Genomic DNA, 15,924 nt, shown 5'->3' on the forward strand with positions numbered 1-15,924 from the left:
CCGCTTGAGGGGAAGAAATATGTAAAAAAATAGTTGTAAAAACGCTTACAATCATTGTATAATCCAACTAAACCGGTTTATAAAAAGCTCATTTTAGCTGTTTACTAAATCGATTTAGTAATGGAAAGTAGGGATATCCTTGCAAAAAGTAACGATGGCCGATGTTGCCAAATTGGCCAATGTTTCTAAGAGCACCGTTTCTCAATATTTGAACAAACGGTATGATTACATGAGCGAAGAAACGAAAAAACGCATTGCTAGAGCCATTGAGGAATTGGGCTACCGCCCCAATTTTATCGCGCGAAGTTTAAAACAGAAATCGACTGCCACAATTGGAGTCATTGTTTTTAATATTTTGCATATGTTAACAACACAAGTGCTTCGGGCGATTGAAGATGTGTGTCAAGAACGGGACTTCCATGTCATTGTGTGCAATACAGATGACAATCCGGAGAAAGAAAAAAAATATATTGAAATGTTAAGAGCGAAGCAGGTAGATGGACTCATTGTCTTTCCAACGGGCAAAAACGTTGAACTATATGAAAGGATGACAGAGGAACAATTTCCGCTTGTCTTTGTCGACCGGATGGTTCCCGATCTTCCGGTGGATGCTGTTCTTCTTGATAACTATCAAGCCGCCAAGCTGGCTGTTGACCACCTCGTTGATTCGGGCTACGAGCGGATTGGAATTGTAACGCCGCCGATTGTATCGCATGTCATTCCGCGGATTGAGCGAATCGAAGGGTTTAAGCGGGCGATGACGGAAAGAGGGTTGCCGGTTGTTGAGGAATATATCATCGGGGCGGAAATTCCCCGCATTAAAGAAGAATTAAACCGATTATTTTCCTCTGACCATCCGCCGCAAGCGTTATTTGCCATTAATGATTTAACGCTCACGGAAGTGCTCAATTTTGTGAAAGAAACTAACATCAATATCCCTGACGACTTAGCTCTTATTAGCATCGACGATGTTCCTTTCGCCAATATTTATACCCCTCGCTTAACGACGATTGCGCAGCCGACATTTGAAATGGGAAGAAAGGCGGCAGAACGGCTGTTTATGAAAATTGAGCAAAAAGAAGCAGGGAGGCATCAGGTGTTACGGTTTTCCCCGACGTTAATAAAACGGGATTCTGTTAAGCAACAGTAATGGATCTGAAAAATGGTTGCTTGCGCTATGAAAAAGCTGCCTGCCTGTCAAGGTAAGAACACCATGTTAAAAAGAGGAGAGAGTGGTCGTGAATAGCAGTAGAGACGTTGTTATCGGAGTTGATATAGGAACAACCAGCACAAAAGCGGTAGCATTCGGAGAATTCGGTCAAGTCATTTCATCACATGCGATGGATTATCCGATCGTGCAACCGCACCCTGGGTGGGCAGAACAGGATTCTGACATCATTTTTTCCGCTGTTGTCAAAAGTGTAAACGCTGTCATAAGAAAAGCGAACCTTTTGCCAAAGCAAGTGAAAGCGCTAGGATTTAGTGCAGCGATGCATTCGCTGATCGCTTTGGATGAAACAGGACGCCCTCTCACACGCTGTATTATCTGGGCTGACAATCGAAGCGTTAAGCAATCGGAGCGGCTTTTAAAGGAGATGGATGGATTAGAGATTTATAAGCGTACAGGAACGCCTATTCATCCGATGTCTCCTCTTCCAAAGCTGTTTTGGATGAAGGAGGAAATGCCAGAACTGTTTCACAAGACTCATAAATTTGTATCCATTAAAGAATATGTTATTGATCAATTATACTCGCAATATATCGTTGATTACTCCATTGCCTCAGCAACGGGATTATTCAATCTTGAGACGTTAGATTGGGATGATGATGTATTACGTCTTCTTGGACTTGCGAAGGAACGCTTGTCAGTTCCGGTTCCGACAACGTACGTGCTGCAAGGAATGAAAAAAGAATGGGCGGAGCAAATGGGCGTTGATCCAGCTCTTCCAGTTATCGTTGGGGCAAGCGATGGGGTGCTAGCAAATATTGGGGTAGGAGCTGTTTCAGCGAAAGAAGCGGCGATTACCATAGGAACGAGCGGGGCTGTGCGAACGGTTTCTTCCGTGCCAAAAACGGATGAGAGAGGGAGAACGTTTTGCTATGCTTTAACAGAACAGCATTGGGTCATTGGCGGACCGACAAACAATGGCGGGATTCTTTTAAGATGGCTGCGTGACGAGTTTGGCAGCCAAGAACGGGAAGTTGCGAAAAAGCTTGGCATTGACCCGTATGATTTATTGACTCAGTATGCGGAGAAAGTGCCAGCTGGTTCAGAAGGATTATTATTTCTCCCATTCTTGTCGGGAGAGCGTGCACCGTATTGGAATGCGAATGCAAGAGGGACGTTTTTTGGCATAGGTCTCCACCATAAGCGTGAACATTTTATTCGCGCCGTAATGGAAGGCGTCTGTATGAGCGTCTTTTCTGTCGCTTTAGCCATTCGTGATTTAACAGGGCCGCTATCGGAAATTCGCGTGTCTGGCGGGTTTGCTAAATCGAGATTTTGGCGGCAAATGCTGGCCGATATGATGGGAAAAGAGCTGCTCGTTCCAAAAACACATGAAGCTTCCGCTCTAGGAGCAGCGGTGCTAGCCCTTTATGCGTTAGGGGAGCTTCCATCGTTTGAAACGGTCAAACAGTGGATACAAATTAAGTCGCGACATATCCCAAATGAGAATCATACATCTTTATATTTAGAACTATTTTATATGTATGAGAGATTGTATCACCGATTAAAGGATGAGTTTGATGTGATGGCTTCGTTTCAAAGAAAATATTCATAAAAACCACCGCTTGAATGTTTGTTTCGCTAAAACTAAATCGGTTTAGTTGAACAGGAGGGCAAAGGGATGGGAATTACAATTATTATTTTAGCAATTATTATATTGCTACTTTTAATCACGGTCGCAAAGCTTCATCCATTTGTTGCATTAATCTTAACAGCTGTCGGTGTCGGTTTGGCGATGGGAATGCCACTTATTGCGCCTTCTCCAGAAACGCCTGGAATCATTGATTCGATTAAAGCGGGACTTGGAAACACGCTTGGGTTTCTGGCTATTGTGTTGGCTCTTGGAACGATGCTCGGAAAAATGATGGCTGAATCAGGAGGAGCCGAACGAATCGCCAAGACGCTAATTCATCGTTTTGGTCAAAAGCGCGTTCATTGGGCAATGATGATTGTAGCATTTTTAGTAGGCGTTCCGGTATTTTTCCAAGTCGGGTTTGTATTATTAATTCCGCTTGTGTTTACGATTGCAATGGAAACGGGTATTTCACTTGTAACAATTGGCATTCCGCTTGTCGCGGGGTTGTCGGTTGTGCACGGGCTTGTGCCTCCACATCCAGCAGCGATGGCAGCAGTGGGGATTTTCAAGGCGGATGTTGGGTTAACCATTTTGTATTCATTGATCGTCGGTCTGCCGACAGCAGTTATTGCGGGCCCTCTATTCGGAAAATGGATCGGTACCCGTTTGCATAAGAAGGTGCCGGCAGAAATCGCCGAGCAACTCGTTCAACATAATGAGGCAAAAGAGCTTCCAGGCTTTTGGAATACATTATTTACGATTTTGTTGCCAGTCATTTTAATGTTAATTGCTTCTGTTGCTAATGTGACGCTGGATCAAGCGAGCGAGGCCGCGAAAGTGATGCGCTTTATTGGCGATCCCGTTGTCGCTTTATTAATTGCAACGATCTATTCTTTCTTTAGTCTAGGATATGCGCGCGGATTTAACCGCGATAAAGTATTAAAGCTGGCCAATGACTGTTTGGGACCCGTAGCGAATATTTTGCTCGTTATCGGCGCGGGCGGAGCGTTCAATAAAGTGTTGCTTGATTCGGGAATTGGCACGCAAATTGCCGATTTAGCAAAACATTCGCATATTTCTCCATTACTATTAGGCTGGGGCATTGCGGCGCTGATCCGGATTGCTACAGGATCGGCCACCGTCGCAATGATGACAGCAGCCGGTATCGTAGCGCCGATTGCCGCAAGCATTCCGGGCACTAACATGGAATTGCTTGTGCTTGCTACCGGAGCTGGTTCGCTCATTTTATCCCACGTCAATGACTCCGGCTTTTGGATGATTAAAGAATATTTTGGAATGACGGTAAAAGAAACGTTTATGACATGGACAGCAATGGAAACGATCATTTCAGTTGTTGCTTTAGCATTCATTGCATTGTTGAATCTAATCGTTTAAGTTTAGGAGATTCGTTGTTTAATTGTTCTGGGGAGACGAAAGCACAAATATTTATGCACATGCAGAAAGAGAGCCACCATAGGCTCTCTTTTCTATTGCTTATAATCTTTTATTATAGTTTATATACAGGTGCAGCTGCCCTTTTAGAAATTGGCAACCGATCTTTTTTTATCGCTGTCATGCTTCGTTGCTTTTTTTGCCACAAACGAGAAGATCGCAAGCAGTATTACCGCGGCAAAGCAAACAACAGAGCCGATGATATTATTTTTATTAAATAGAAAAGAAACGAAAATGGTCAACAAGGATACAACTGCTAAAATCGTTGTATATGGAAACCATTTGACATAGAAAAGAGGCATTTCTTTATAAGCAGACCGAAGCTTTAATTGCGCTAAACAAATACTGATCCACAGTAAAAGAACTGTACAACCAGGAATCGTCATTAAATAGCTGATCACTTGATCCGGGGTTAGATAAGCTAAAAAGACTCCAACTGATATAAATAGGGCAGCGATGATAATGCCGTTTATAGGAATTCCTTGTTTGGTAGTTTTTAATAAACCTTTTGGAGCTTCCCCGCTCTGCGCCATTGAATATAGCATTCTTGAAGTCGCGTATATGCCGGAATTGGCGGCAGATAAAACGGCTGTAATAAGAATAAAATTCATAATATGCGCCGCTCCAGGCAATCCTGTCATATGAAGCACTTGGACGAACGGACTTTCCTCTCCCGTCACTTGATTCCATGGCATGAGACCGCATATGGTAAGGATAGGAAGAATGTAAAAAAGAATAACTCTCCACATCGTTCCTTTGATCACTTTTGGCAGTACGTTCTGTGCATTTTTCGTTTCTGTAACAGCCACACCAATGAGTTCAGCCCCGCCATACGAAAACATGACTACTAAAAGCGCACTTAATACCCCTTTTGCGCCATGCGGAAAAAATCCGCCGTGGCTAATATAGTTGGCGAAAGGAGCGCCGATGTTGCTTGGAATAGCTCCTATTAAAATAGAAAAACCTAAAATAACGAAGGAGGCTAGTGCAAAAATTTTAATAGCCGCAAACCAAAACTCGATTTCCCCATAATATTTTACTTGAAACAAGTTCACCGCGATGATCAAAATCGTGCAAAAAAGGCTCAAAAGCCACAGCGGCACGGACGGGAACCAATATTTTAAGAAACTCCCGGCTGCTAGAATTTCTACAATAGTAACAATCGTCCAATTGATCCAATACAGCCAGCCGACAATAAAGGATATATGAAAGCCGAAAGCTTTATATACGAGATGCTGCACATTTAAATTCGGGTAGGCAATCGCCATTTCGGCCAATGCCGCCATGACGATAAATAACAGCAGCCCTCCTAATAAATAAGCAAAAACAACGCTAGGCCCCGCTATCGTCAGCGTATCGGAACTTCCTTTAAAAATGCCTGTTCCGATCATTCCAGCTAGAGCAATAAATTGGACATGTCTAGGCAATAGCCCTCTCTTTAAATCTTGCTGGTCTTTTTCCATGGTGTTTCTTCCTTTCTGTTGAATAAAAAGTTAGCGCAGTAGTTATAGGTTAAAATTCTTTTTCTAAACTTTAACGTATCCCCCGAGAAGTCTTCCGCCTCTAAGCGAAGTGTAGGTGGGAGAGGTTCATTACTTAAACGCTTTTATACTTTTATGCTTTTACGCGTTTAAGTAAAAAATATGTTTTTAGAATATAATAGTATTTTTTTATTTGTCAATAGGGTGTTCGCGATAATAGAGCAAGATTATCGGCAAAATCTCTATAGATAAAGGGTAAGCAACTATATGTTTGAATTTATAGTAAAATAAGAATATTGAAACAATTGATTGTAGGAAGAAATGAAGGAGAAGAGGGGATTATTGGTGAATTTTATAAGAAGCGCACTATTTTTATAGGGAAATAGTTTTTCTAGTGTATAGAGCCAAAGTATTTTGAAGCATGTTAGGGGGGAACGCTCATGCGATTAACCGATCAAGAAGTACAGCAGTTGCTGCAAGGCGTGCCAGGCTGGCAGCTTGTTGATGAACGGTGGATCTCTAAAAAATACCGTTTTCAAGATTATTTGAAGGGGATTGAATTTGTGCGACAAATTGCTATGATCTCTGAAAAAGCAAACCACCATCCGTTCATTTCGATTGACTACAAGCTGATTACAATCAGGCTTTCATCTTGGCGTGCCAAAGGACTCACAAATCTTGATTTTGAATTGGCTAAAAAATACGACGAAGTTTATGAGGAGCAAAAATAACTGTTAGCTTCGTTGTTAGTCCAGTTATAAAAAACGAGCTGTGTTGAACGAAAGATGGCGAGGGGCTCTTTGGCGGCTAACGATTTCAAGAAAATATCAGTCATTTTGACGAGTCCAAAAAAACGCAATGAGTTTATTACGAAACCACCACTAATAGCAGCATTGCTTGTCATACAAAAAATTTTTTTGACATAATATTGTTTAAAAAAGGTAAAGGGGGATATTGTATGGCTGAATTCCAGGCATTAGTCGTTAACAAAACGGAAACCGGCTTTACTGTGGATATACAAACAATGAAGATTGATGACCTCCCGAAAGGCGATGTTTTGATTAAAGTCGCCTACTCGAGCGTCAACTATAAAGATGGACTAGCATGTACGCCAAATGGGAAAATTGTAAAAACATATCCTTTTATTCCAGGCATTGATCTTGCCGGGACGGTTGTGTCCTCTAGCGATTCACGTTTTAAAGAAGGCGATGAAGTAATTGCCACAAGTTATGAAATCGGCGTGTCGCATTATGGCGGTTACAGCGAATATGCTCGCGTTCGCAGCGATTGGATTGTTCCGCTTCCTAAAGGGTTGACGTTAAAGGAAGCGATGGTGTTAGGAACAGCCGGTCTTACAGCTGCATTATCTGTGCACCGCCTAGAAGAGAACGGGCTCTCCCCTGAAAAAGGAAAGGTGCTTGTGACAGGGGCGACAGGAGGGGTAGGCAGTTTGGCGACAGCGATGCTAGCGAAGCGAAACTACGACGTTGTAGCTAGCACGGGCAAGCAAGAGGAGCACGAATATTTGCGCGCCCTTGGTGCAAAAGAAATTGTTTCGAGGGAAGATGTTTGCCTTGAACAAATTCGCCCGCTAGATAAACAATATTGGGCAGCGGCTATTGACCCGGTTGGCGGGAGAACACTTGCTACGATTTTGAGCCGCATCCAGTATGGCGGCTCGGTGGCTGTCAGTGGGTTAGCGGGAGGAACAGATGTCCCAACATCCGTATTTCCTTTTATTCTCCGCGGCGTGAATTTGCTTGGCATCGATTCGGTCTATTGTCCAATGGAGCTGCGACTAAAAGTTTGGGAACGTATGGCGAACGATTTGAAACCGCACCAGCTATTAGAATCGATCGCGCGAGAAATTACCCTTGAACAACTCCCTCAGGCACTATCAGATATATTAAAAGGAAAACTGCGCGGCAGAACGATTGTTAAACTTTCATAGCGAACTGATAAAAAAGGGCCATCTGCGGCCCTTTTTGTGCTGATAGAAACGCGATTGGTGTCATTGGCTGTTAGGGGTATTCGACGGGTAAATCGAGTCGTCCATCGGATTGTTTTGATTATGTTTATCCCGCTTTTTTAAGCTAATCGAGCTTCCTAAAAATCGCGTCATCATGTACAGACCAGCCAATAAAACGAGAATCCCGATCACCGCATTGACCAATTAAATCCCTCCTTTTTAATATTTTACCATATTTTTGATTTCGAAACTATTGATAGCGCACTAAAACCGAGAAAAATTGTTTGGCAAACTCATAAAAAACTTTTACAGAAGGTGCCAGTTCATGATGGTCGGAAAGGATAATGCCTACATTTCGTTTGACGTCGGGCATTTGAATCGGAATTTTTACTGTGAAGCGCGGCATCGTATCATAAAATGTACTCTCCGGCAGGAGCGTAACCCCGATGCCAGCGGCAACGAGTCCTTTAATCGCATCTAAATCTTCTCCCTCCGATGAAATAATCGGAGAAAACCCCGCTTGATGACATGCATCGCGAACAATTTTATGAAGAATAAATCCATCCGGAAACATTACAAATGATTCATTGCGAAGATCGTTTAGCAATAAAGTTTCTCGCTGCGCAAGCGCGTGGTTACTAGGGAGAAGAGCGGCAAACGACTCTGTAAATAGTATGTCCCCTTTAATTCCTTTTTCATTTGTTGGAACAGGGCCGAGAAAGGCTAAATCGATTTCCCGCCTTTTTACTGCTTCGATTAAATATTTGTAAGATCCTTGGCGCAAATGGAATGACACGTTCGGATGTTGTTCTTTAAAGGCTGATACGACAGTCGGGAGGGTATGGCTCGCTAAGCTTGTCGGAAATCCGATTTTAATCGTCCCTCGCTCAGGATCCAAATATTCTTCAATTTGTTGTTTGGCATAATCGACAGTCTTTAGCACTGTCTCGGCGTGTGGCAAAAAATGGCGTCCGATCGGTGTAAGCTTTACATTGCGTCCTTCCCGCTCAAACAGCTGCACCCCAAGTTCAGCTTCCAAATTAGCGATTTGTCTGCTCAGTGCTGATTGAGCGACATGGAGTACTTCTGCCGCTTCAGAAACGTGCTCCCGCTTGGCTACTTCTACAAAATATTTTAGCTGTCTGAGCTCCATGAGGACCCCCTCCTTTTGATTAATCTCAAAATGAGATTGATTTAATCTTAATTATATATTGTTTATATCATTTTTGAAAACTAAAATTACAATTAAGACTTTGTCGGAATAAAGGAATGGGGGAGAGGACAGATGAAACATTATGGACTACCGAAAGCACAAGGTCTCTACCGTCCTGAGTTTGAACACGATGCATGCGGCATCGGCTTATATGCCCATCTAAAGGGAAAGCCATCCCATGATATTGTGAAAAAAGGACTTCATATGCTTCGTCAGTTAGAACATCGCGGAGGGCAAGGAAGTGACCCTGAAACAGGAGACGGCGCGGGCATTATGGTGCAAATTCCACACGAATATTTTCAAATTGCGTGCGGAAGAATGAATCTTCCTGAAAAAGGACGATACGGAGTCGGAATGGTATTTTTTCCAGAAAGTGAACAGGAACGGACGGATTATGAACATAAAATTAACGAAATTATCAAGAAAGAAGGACAAATATTATTAGGTTGGCGGACGGTACCTGTAAATGCCGAAAAGCTTGGGAAATTGGCACGGCAAAGCAAGCCGTTTATTCGTCAAGTGTTTATTGGAGCGAGCGACGATATTCAAGATGAGCTCTCTTTTGAAAGAACACTCTACGTTATTCGGAAACAAGCGGAAAAGCTTGTTTCTGACAGCGAGTTTTATTTCGCCAGCTTGTCAAGCCGCACGATTGTTTATAAAGGGCTAGTGACGCCAGAGCAGCTTGATGAATTTTATGTCGATCTTCAAGATGAACGATTTCAGTCAGCATTTGCGCTCGTCCACTCCCGCTTTAGTACGAACACATTTCCTAGTTGGGAGCGGGCGCATCCAAATCGTTATTTAATTCATAATGGTGAGATTAATACGCTGCGCGGCAATGTCAATTGGATGATGGCGCGTGAAAAACAGTTTGTTTCTGATTATTTCGGGGATGATTTAGAAAAAATTACACCGATTTTAGATATGAATGGAAGCGATTCATCCATTTTAGATAACGCATTTGAATTTTTTGTGCTCGCAGGGAAAAAGCTGGCGCACGCAGCGATGATGCTTATTCCGGAACCGTGGTTTTGGGATCGCGAAATGGATGATGACAAAAAGGCCTTTTATGAGTATCATAGCTGTTTAATGGAACCGTGGGACGGTCCGACAGCGATCGCGTTTACAGATGGAAAGCAAATTGGCGCGATTTTAGATCGCAATGGACTTAGACCAGCACGTTATTATGTCACAAAGGATGATTACATCATTTTTTCATCGGAAGTTGGAGTGATCGATGTCGATCCGGAAAACGTGCTGTATAAAGACCGCCTAAGTCCAGGAAAAATGCTACTCGTTGACTTGGAGCAAGGAAGAATTATTTCAGACGAGGAAGTAAAAGCGGAAATCGCTAAAGCAAAGCCTTATCGTCAGTGGCTTCAGGAACAACTTATCTCATTAGAGGATTTGGATACCCCAGAGCATACAGAGCCGGTTGCCAATCTTGCGACATTACAAAAAGCATTTGGTTATACGTACGAAGATGTTGAAAAAACGATACTTTTGATGGTGAAAGACGGAAAAGATCCTGTCGGAGCGATGGGGAACGATACGCCACTTGCGGTATTGTCAGATCGCCCTCAGAGCTTGTTCAACTATTTTAAACAGTTGTTTGCGCAAGTAACAAATCCGCCGATTGACTCGATCCGCGAGTACATCGTCACATCGACGATGACGTTTCTCGGAAAAGAGGGAAATATTCTGCATCCGGACGAATCGGCTGCTCGCCGCATTCGTTTAGATTCTCCAATCCTATTAAATGAAGAGTTGGCGGCCTTAAAAGCGAATCCGTATCCGGAATTTCGGAGTGTGACAATTCCAGCGCTATTTACGGATAACTTAAAAGAGGCGCTCGATGGGCTTTGCGAAGCTGCGGATCGGGCGATCGCAGAAGGAGCAGTGCTTCTTGTTCTGTCAGATCGCGCAGTCGATGAAGAGCATGTCGCGATTCCGCCGCTGCTTGCGGTTAGCGCGCTTCATCAGCATTTAATTCGAAAAGGAACACGGACGCATGCAAGCATTATTGTTGAATGCGGGGAAGCGCGGGAGGTGCATCATTTTGCCGCGTTAATCGGATATGGCGCGGATGCAGTCAATCCATATTTAGCGTTTGAGACGATTAAAAATGCCGTCGAAAAAGAAGTCGTTTCGCTCACATATCGCGAGGCGGCAGTTAAATATAAAAAAGCGGCCACAGACGGCGTTGTGAAAGTCATGTCAAAAATGGGGATCTCGACTGTTCAAAGCTACCGGGGAGCACAAATTTTCGAAGCAGTTGGCATCGGGGAAGAAGTGATCGAACAATACTTTACGGGAACGGCTTCGCAAATCGGCGGCATTGGACTTAGCGAGATTGCCCAAGAGGCGAAAATGCGCCATGAGCAGGCGTTTCAAACAGCACATCTTGATATGACTCTTGATTCCGGCAGCGAGTTTCAGTGGAGGAGAAATGGGGAACATCATGCCTTTAATCCAAAAACGATCCATACGCTGCAATGGGCATGCCGAAAAAATGATTACCAACTTTTTAAGCAATATTCAAAAATGGCTAATGAAGAGCGGATGACGTTTTTGCGCAATTTGTTTGAGTTTGATGCAACAAGAAAGCCAATTCCGCTTGAAGAGGTGGAGCCGGTCGAATCGATTGTGCGTCGCTTTAAAACGGGGGCGATGTCTTACGGCTCGTTAAGCAAAGAAGCGCATGAGGCGCTTGCGATCGCGATGAACCGCATTGGCGGAAAAAGCAACAGCGGCGAAGGGGGCGAAGATCCAAGCCGTTATATTCCAGATGAAAATGGAGATTTCCGCAGAAGTGCGATTAAGCAAATCGCTTCGGGCCGCTTTGGCGTGAAAAGCCATTATTTAGTGAATGCAGATGAATTGCAAATTAAAATGGCGCAAGGGGCAAAACCTGGTGAAGGAGGTCAGCTGCCTGGCAATAAAGTATACCCATGGATCGGAGAAGTGCGTGGTTCGACGCCGGGAGTCGAATTAATTTCGCCGCCGCCGCACCACGATATCTATTCCATTGAGGATTTAGCACAACTTATTTATGACTTGAAAAATGCCAATAGAGATGCCCGCATTAGCGTCAAGCTCGTTTCGAAAGCGGGCGTCGGAACGATCGCCGCTGGAGTGGCGAAAGGGGCCGCTGATGTGATTGTCATTAGCGGGTATGACGGCGGTACGGGTGCATCTCCAAAAACGAGCATTAAGCATGCCGGGCTTCCGTGGGAACTTGGTCTTGCAGAAACACATCAAACGCTCATGCTGAACGGCTTGCGCGACCGTGTCGTCTTGGAAACAGACGGTAAATTGATGACAGGGCGCGATGTCGTGATGGCTGCCTTGTTTGGCGCCGAGGAATTTGGATTTGCAACGGCACCGCTTGTCGTTCTCGGCTGTGTGATGATGCGCGTGTGCCATTTGGACACATGTCCAGTCGGCGTTGCCACACAAAATCCGGAACTGCGCGAGAAATTTATGGGCAAGCCAGAACATGTCGTCAATTTTATGTATTTTGTTGCTCAAGAAGTCCGGGAAATGATGGCGCAGCTTGGATTCCGCACCGTTGAAGAAATGGTGGGCCGCGTCGATGTATTAAAGGTAAGTGAGCGCGCGAAACAGCATTGGAAAGCAAAGCATTTGGATTTATCAAGGCTCCTTTATCAAGTTGATGGCCCGCGGACGTTTTCTCGTCCGCAGCATCATAAGGTTAAGGAATCGCTTGATTACAATGAACTTTTACCAGCGATCACTCCAGCTTTAGAAAAACAGGAAAATGTAGAATTACAACTTCGCATTCGGAATATCGATCGTACTGTTGGAGCGATTGTTGGAAGCGAAATCTCGAAGCGTTATGGCGAGGAAGGGCTTCCGGAGGACACGATTCGCCTGCGGTTTAACGGTTCTGCGGGTCAAAGCTTTGCCGCTTTTGCGCCAAAAGGAATGACGATGACGCTTATTGGCGATGCGAATGACTACGTTGGAAAAGGGCTTTCCGGAGGAAAAGTGATCATTCTCCCTCCTGAAGAAGCATCGTTTGCTGCAGGGGATAACGTGATTATCGGAAATGTAGCGTTCTACGGAGCAACATCCGGCGAAGCATACATTCGCGGGCGCGCCGGTGAAAGATTTTGCGTAAGAAATAGCGGTGTGAATGCGGTCGTCGAAGGCGTTGGCGATCATGGCTGTGAATATATGACAGGAGGTCGCGTCGTGATTCTTGGGTCTGTCGGCAAAAATTTCGCTGCAGGAATGTCAGGAGGCATCGCCTATGTTTTAGCCGATAATGAAGAACAATTTGTAAGAACGGCAAACAAAGAGATGGTTTTATTTGAATCGCTTACAGACGAGCGAGAAATAAGACAAGTGTATAACATGATTACAAAACATTATCAATATACAGGAAGTCCGCGAGCGGCACATCTATTGGTTCACTGGAATGAATTTGTCGGCAAAATCGTTAAAGTAATCCCAAGAAACTATAAGCTCATGATCGAAACAATCGAGCAAATGGAGCGTTCGGGTCTTTCGAAAGAAAAGGCGATGTTGGCGGCGTTTGAAGCAGTGGCGAAACAAAAGAAACAGACAGAAATTCGGCAGATAAATATGGAAGCGATCGCGAAATAAGCGGTCGCCTCCGTATAGCAAAAAAGGAGGGAACGACGATGGGAAAAGCGACAGGGTTTATGGAGTATGCGCGCGAAGAAGAAGTCAAACGCAAACCGCTTTCCCGCCTTGGCGATTGGAATGAATATACGCTGCCATTTTCTGATGAAACATTGGCAAGACAAGGCGCCCGCTGTATGGATTGCGGAACTCCTTTTTGTCATATGGGGATGGAATGGAACGGTTTAACATCAGGTTGTCCGATTCACAATTTGATTCCTGAATGGAACGATTTAGTGTATCGCGGCAGATGGCAAGAGGCATTGGATCGGCTTTTAAAAACGAATAACTTTCCGGAGTTTACAGGCAGAGTTTGTCCTGCGCCGTGCGAAGGTTCTTGTACCGTGGCTATTTCCGATCCGGCAGTGGCGATTAAAGGCATCGAGCGGGCCATTATTGACAAAGGCTTTGCTGAGGGATGGATCAAGCCGAGGATACCAAAGGAGAGAACGGGCAAAAAAGTAGCGATTGTCGGATCTGGACCTGCGGGTCTTGCCTGTGCCGATCAATTGAATCAAGCGGGGCATTCCGTCACCGTATACGAACGGGCGGACCGCGTTGGCGGTTTATTGATGTATGGCATTCCAAATATGAAGCTCGAAAAAGAAGTTATCGAGCGGAGGGTGAGACTTTTAGAAGAGGAAGGGATTTCGTTTGTAACCAACACAGAGGTTGGAAAAGATATAACTGCTGAAGAACTCCGGTTGCAATACGATGCTGTTGTGCTATGTACGGGGGCGCAGAAACAGCGCGATCTTGTTATTGAAGGAAGAGAATTGGAAGGCGTTCATTTGGCGATGGACTATTTAACAGGGGTCACGAAAAGCTTACTTGACTCCAATTTGCAAGATGGAAATTTCATTGACGCAAAAGACAAGCACGTTATTGTCATTGGAGGCGGCGATACAGGTGCGGACTGCGTGGCGACAGCGCTAAGACAAAAATGCAAAAGCGTTGTCCAATTTGGTAAGCATCCTGCGTTGCCGCAAGAGCGTACAGAGGATAATCCTTGGCCGCAATTCCCGCTCGTATTTACATTGGATTACGCCTACGAAGAAACGAAAGCGAAATTTGGAGAAGATCCGCGCTATTATTGCATTCAGACGAAAAAGATCGTCGGAGACGAGGGTGGAAGGGTAAAAGAATTGCATACCGTTCAAATGGAAAAAGTCATTGATGAACATGGAAAAGCTGTATTTAAGGAAATTCCAGGAACGGAAAAAGTCTGGCCTTGCGATCTTGTGTTTATTGCGATCGGTTTTGAAGGAACGGAACAACCAGTTTTGCAACAGTTCGGCGTCGAAACGGCCAATCAAAAAGTGAAGGCTCCTTATGGGAAATATACAACGAATATTGAAGGGGTTTTTGCAGCCGGAGATGCCCGAAGAGGACAAAGCTTAGTCGTATGGGCGATTCACGAGGGACGGGAAGCGGCAAGAGAGGTGGATCGTTTCTTGATGGGAGCGACAACGTTGCCATAACGTGTGCGTTTGTTATTATGGGGGAGAATTCAATAAATAAAAGAGGAAGGGAAAGCTCTTCCTCTTTTTTTATGGAAAATAAAGAAGAGTAATCTATCATTTATGGGCGTATCCATTTATTGGGGTGAAACGTACGAGCAATTTCTATATAATATTTAACGTAGCTTGTAAGATACATAGAAGAATAGAAAAGGAGAGGAAACATGTCGAAGCGTTTAATGTTGTTTTCTCTAGTGTTTTTCCTTATGTTTGCTGGAATATGGATGGCTGTGAGCAACGATTTGACCGCTTCTTTCGACGATAGGTTGCTAGCAGCTTTTAAGACATGGAACTGGCTGAGCGGTTTTTCTATGTTTGGTTCGAAATGGATGATTGGCATATGCAGCATTGCTCTTATTTTATTTTTCTGGTTTCAAAAACGAAATATGTACGGAATCATTCTCGTCGTCGTATCCGTGGCGGGAGGATATGGATTGAATACGTGGATTAAAAATGCGGTAGGAAGAGAACGGCCACCATTTGCTCATGGTGAGGACGGATTTAGTTTTCCAAGCGGTCATACGATGTTGGCCAGCATTTATTTACTGCTGATCGCCTATGTTTTGGGAAAAGAGGTGAAGACAAAATTTCAGCGAATGATCATTTATACGATCGCTTTCATTCTTGTTATTTTGACGGGGGCGAGCCGTTTGGCGCGTCAAGTTCACTATCCAACAGATGTCATAGCCGGTGGGGCCTTAGGAGCTTCATATTTGATATTTTGCACTATCATGTACGAGTTCTGGAGCAAAAAGCAGGAAAATTAGACACGTGGTATAAACGAATGCGCCGGCTTTCATCGCTAGAAGGT

General features: G+C 44.3%; 11 protein-coding genes. 8 read left to right on the plus strand and 3 right to left on the minus strand.

From position 1 onward, the window contains the following. The first annotated feature begins 139 nt into the window (after positions 1 to 139). From N667_RS0111315 to N667_RS0111325, 3 genes are all read left to right on the plus strand, one after another. Positions 140 to 1,150 carry a LacI family DNA-binding transcriptional regulator gene (locus N667_RS0111315; protein ID WP_027409679.1) on the plus strand — a complete coding sequence of 337 codons (1,011 nt, stop codon included), beginning with the start codon at positions 140 to 142 and terminating at the stop codon, positions 1,148 to 1,150. 88 nt (positions 1,151 to 1,238) lie between these two features. Next, the gene (locus N667_RS0111320) at positions 1,239 to 2,783 is read left to right on the plus strand and encodes a gluconokinase (RefSeq protein WP_027409680.1); all 1,545 of its coding nucleotides are present in this window, start codon (positions 1,239 to 1,241) and stop codon (positions 2,781 to 2,783) included. A 66-nt stretch (positions 2,784 to 2,849) separates the two neighbouring features. Then, positions 2,850 to 4,199: a GntP family permease gene (locus N667_RS0111325; protein ID WP_027409681.1), complete on the plus strand. Its 1,350-nt coding sequence runs from the start codon at positions 2,850 to 2,852 to the stop codon at positions 4,197 to 4,199. Between the two features lie 143 nt (positions 4,200 to 4,342). Here the strand turns inward: N667_RS0111325 and N667_RS0111330 are convergent, their stop codons facing one another. Continuing rightward, positions 4,343 to 5,719: an amino acid permease gene (locus N667_RS0111330; protein ID WP_027409682.1), complete on the minus strand. Its 1,377-nt coding sequence runs from the start codon at positions 5,717 to 5,719 to the stop codon at positions 4,343 to 4,345. 458 nt (positions 5,720 to 6,177) lie between these two features. Between N667_RS0111330 and N667_RS0111335 the strand changes: the two genes are divergently transcribed. Together N667_RS0111335 and N667_RS0111340 are read left to right on the plus strand one after the other, a co-directional pair. After that, positions 6,178 to 6,468, plus strand: a complete 291-nt coding sequence (locus tag N667_RS0111335) for a 4a-hydroxytetrahydrobiopterin dehydratase (protein ID WP_027409683.1) — start codon at positions 6,178 to 6,180, stop codon at positions 6,466 to 6,468. 227 nt (positions 6,469 to 6,695) lie between these two features. After that, positions 6,696 to 7,688, plus strand: coding sequence for an NADPH:quinone oxidoreductase family protein (locus N667_RS0111340; protein WP_027409684.1), 993 nt, complete (start codon positions 6,696 to 6,698; stop codon positions 7,686 to 7,688). A gap of 60 nt (positions 7,689 to 7,748) precedes the next feature. Here N667_RS0111340 and N667_RS19805 read toward each other — a convergent pair whose 3' ends face one another. Together N667_RS19805 and N667_RS0111350 are read right to left on the minus strand one after the other, a co-directional pair. After that, positions 7,749 to 7,910 carry a hypothetical protein gene (locus tag N667_RS19805; RefSeq protein WP_156936121.1) on the minus strand — a complete coding sequence of 54 codons (162 nt, stop codon included), beginning with the start codon at positions 7,908 to 7,910 and terminating at the stop codon, positions 7,749 to 7,751. A gap of 46 nt (positions 7,911 to 7,956) precedes the next feature. Continuing rightward, a complete protein-coding gene (locus N667_RS0111350; protein ID WP_027409685.1) occupies positions 7,957 to 8,859 on the minus strand; it encodes a LysR family transcriptional regulator in 903 nt (300 codons plus the stop codon). 132 nt (positions 8,860 to 8,991) lie between these two features. Here N667_RS0111350 and gltB point away from each other — a divergent pair, with 132 nt between their 5' ends. From gltB to N667_RS0111365, 3 genes are all read left to right on the plus strand, one after another. Then, positions 8,992 to 13,554 (plus strand): glutamate synthase large subunit, encoded by a 4,563-nt coding sequence (gene gltB, locus N667_RS0111355; protein ID WP_027409686.1) that lies wholly within the window; start codon positions 8,992 to 8,994, stop codon positions 13,552 to 13,554. A gap of 38 nt (positions 13,555 to 13,592) precedes the next feature. Further along, positions 13,593 to 15,074 carry a glutamate synthase subunit beta gene (locus N667_RS0111360; RefSeq protein WP_027409687.1) on the plus strand — a complete coding sequence of 494 codons (1,482 nt, stop codon included), beginning with the start codon at positions 13,593 to 13,595 and terminating at the stop codon, positions 15,072 to 15,074. Positions 15,075 to 15,277: 203 nt separating this feature from the next. Beyond that, the gene (locus N667_RS0111365; protein ID WP_027409688.1) at positions 15,278 to 15,880 is read left to right on the plus strand and encodes a phosphatase PAP2 family protein; all 603 of its coding nucleotides are present in this window, start codon (positions 15,278 to 15,280) and stop codon (positions 15,878 to 15,880) included. The last annotated feature ends 44 nt before the right edge of the window (positions 15,881 to 15,924 follow it).

It is taken from the genome of Anoxybacillus tepidamans PS2 (assembly GCF_000620165.1).
In the GTDB taxonomy this organism is placed as follows: Bacteria; Bacillota; Bacilli; order Bacillales; family Anoxybacillaceae; genus Anoxybacteroides; species Anoxybacteroides tepidamans_A.

Bases quoted from the DNA above. Each gene is read 5' to 3' on its own strand.
- N667_RS0111340 (WP_027409684.1), top strand. From the start codon at position 6,696: ATGGCTGAATTCCAGGCATTAGTCGTTAACAAAACGGAAACCGGCTTT.
- N667_RS0111330 (WP_027409682.1), bottom strand. From the start codon at position 5,719: ATGGAAAAAGACCAGCAAGATTTAAAGAGAGGGCTATTGCCTAGACAT.
- N667_RS0111360 (WP_027409687.1), top strand. From the start codon at position 13,593: ATGGGAAAAGCGACAGGGTTTATGGAGTATGCGCGCGAAGAAGAAGTC.
- N667_RS0111335 (WP_027409683.1), top strand. From the start codon at position 6,178: ATGCGATTAACCGATCAAGAAGTACAGCAGTTGCTGCAAGGCGTGCCA.
- N667_RS0111365 (WP_027409688.1), top strand. From the start codon at position 15,278: ATGTCGAAGCGTTTAATGTTGTTTTCTCTAGTGTTTTTCCTTATGTTT.
- gltB (WP_027409686.1), top strand. From the start codon at position 8,992: ATGAAACATTATGGACTACCGAAAGCACAAGGTCTCTACCGTCCTGAG.
- N667_RS0111325 (WP_027409681.1), top strand. From the start codon at position 2,850: ATGGGAATTACAATTATTATTTTAGCAATTATTATATTGCTACTTTTA.
- N667_RS0111350 (WP_027409685.1), bottom strand. From the start codon at position 8,859: ATGGAGCTCAGACAGCTAAAATATTTTGTAGAAGTAGCCAAGCGGGAG.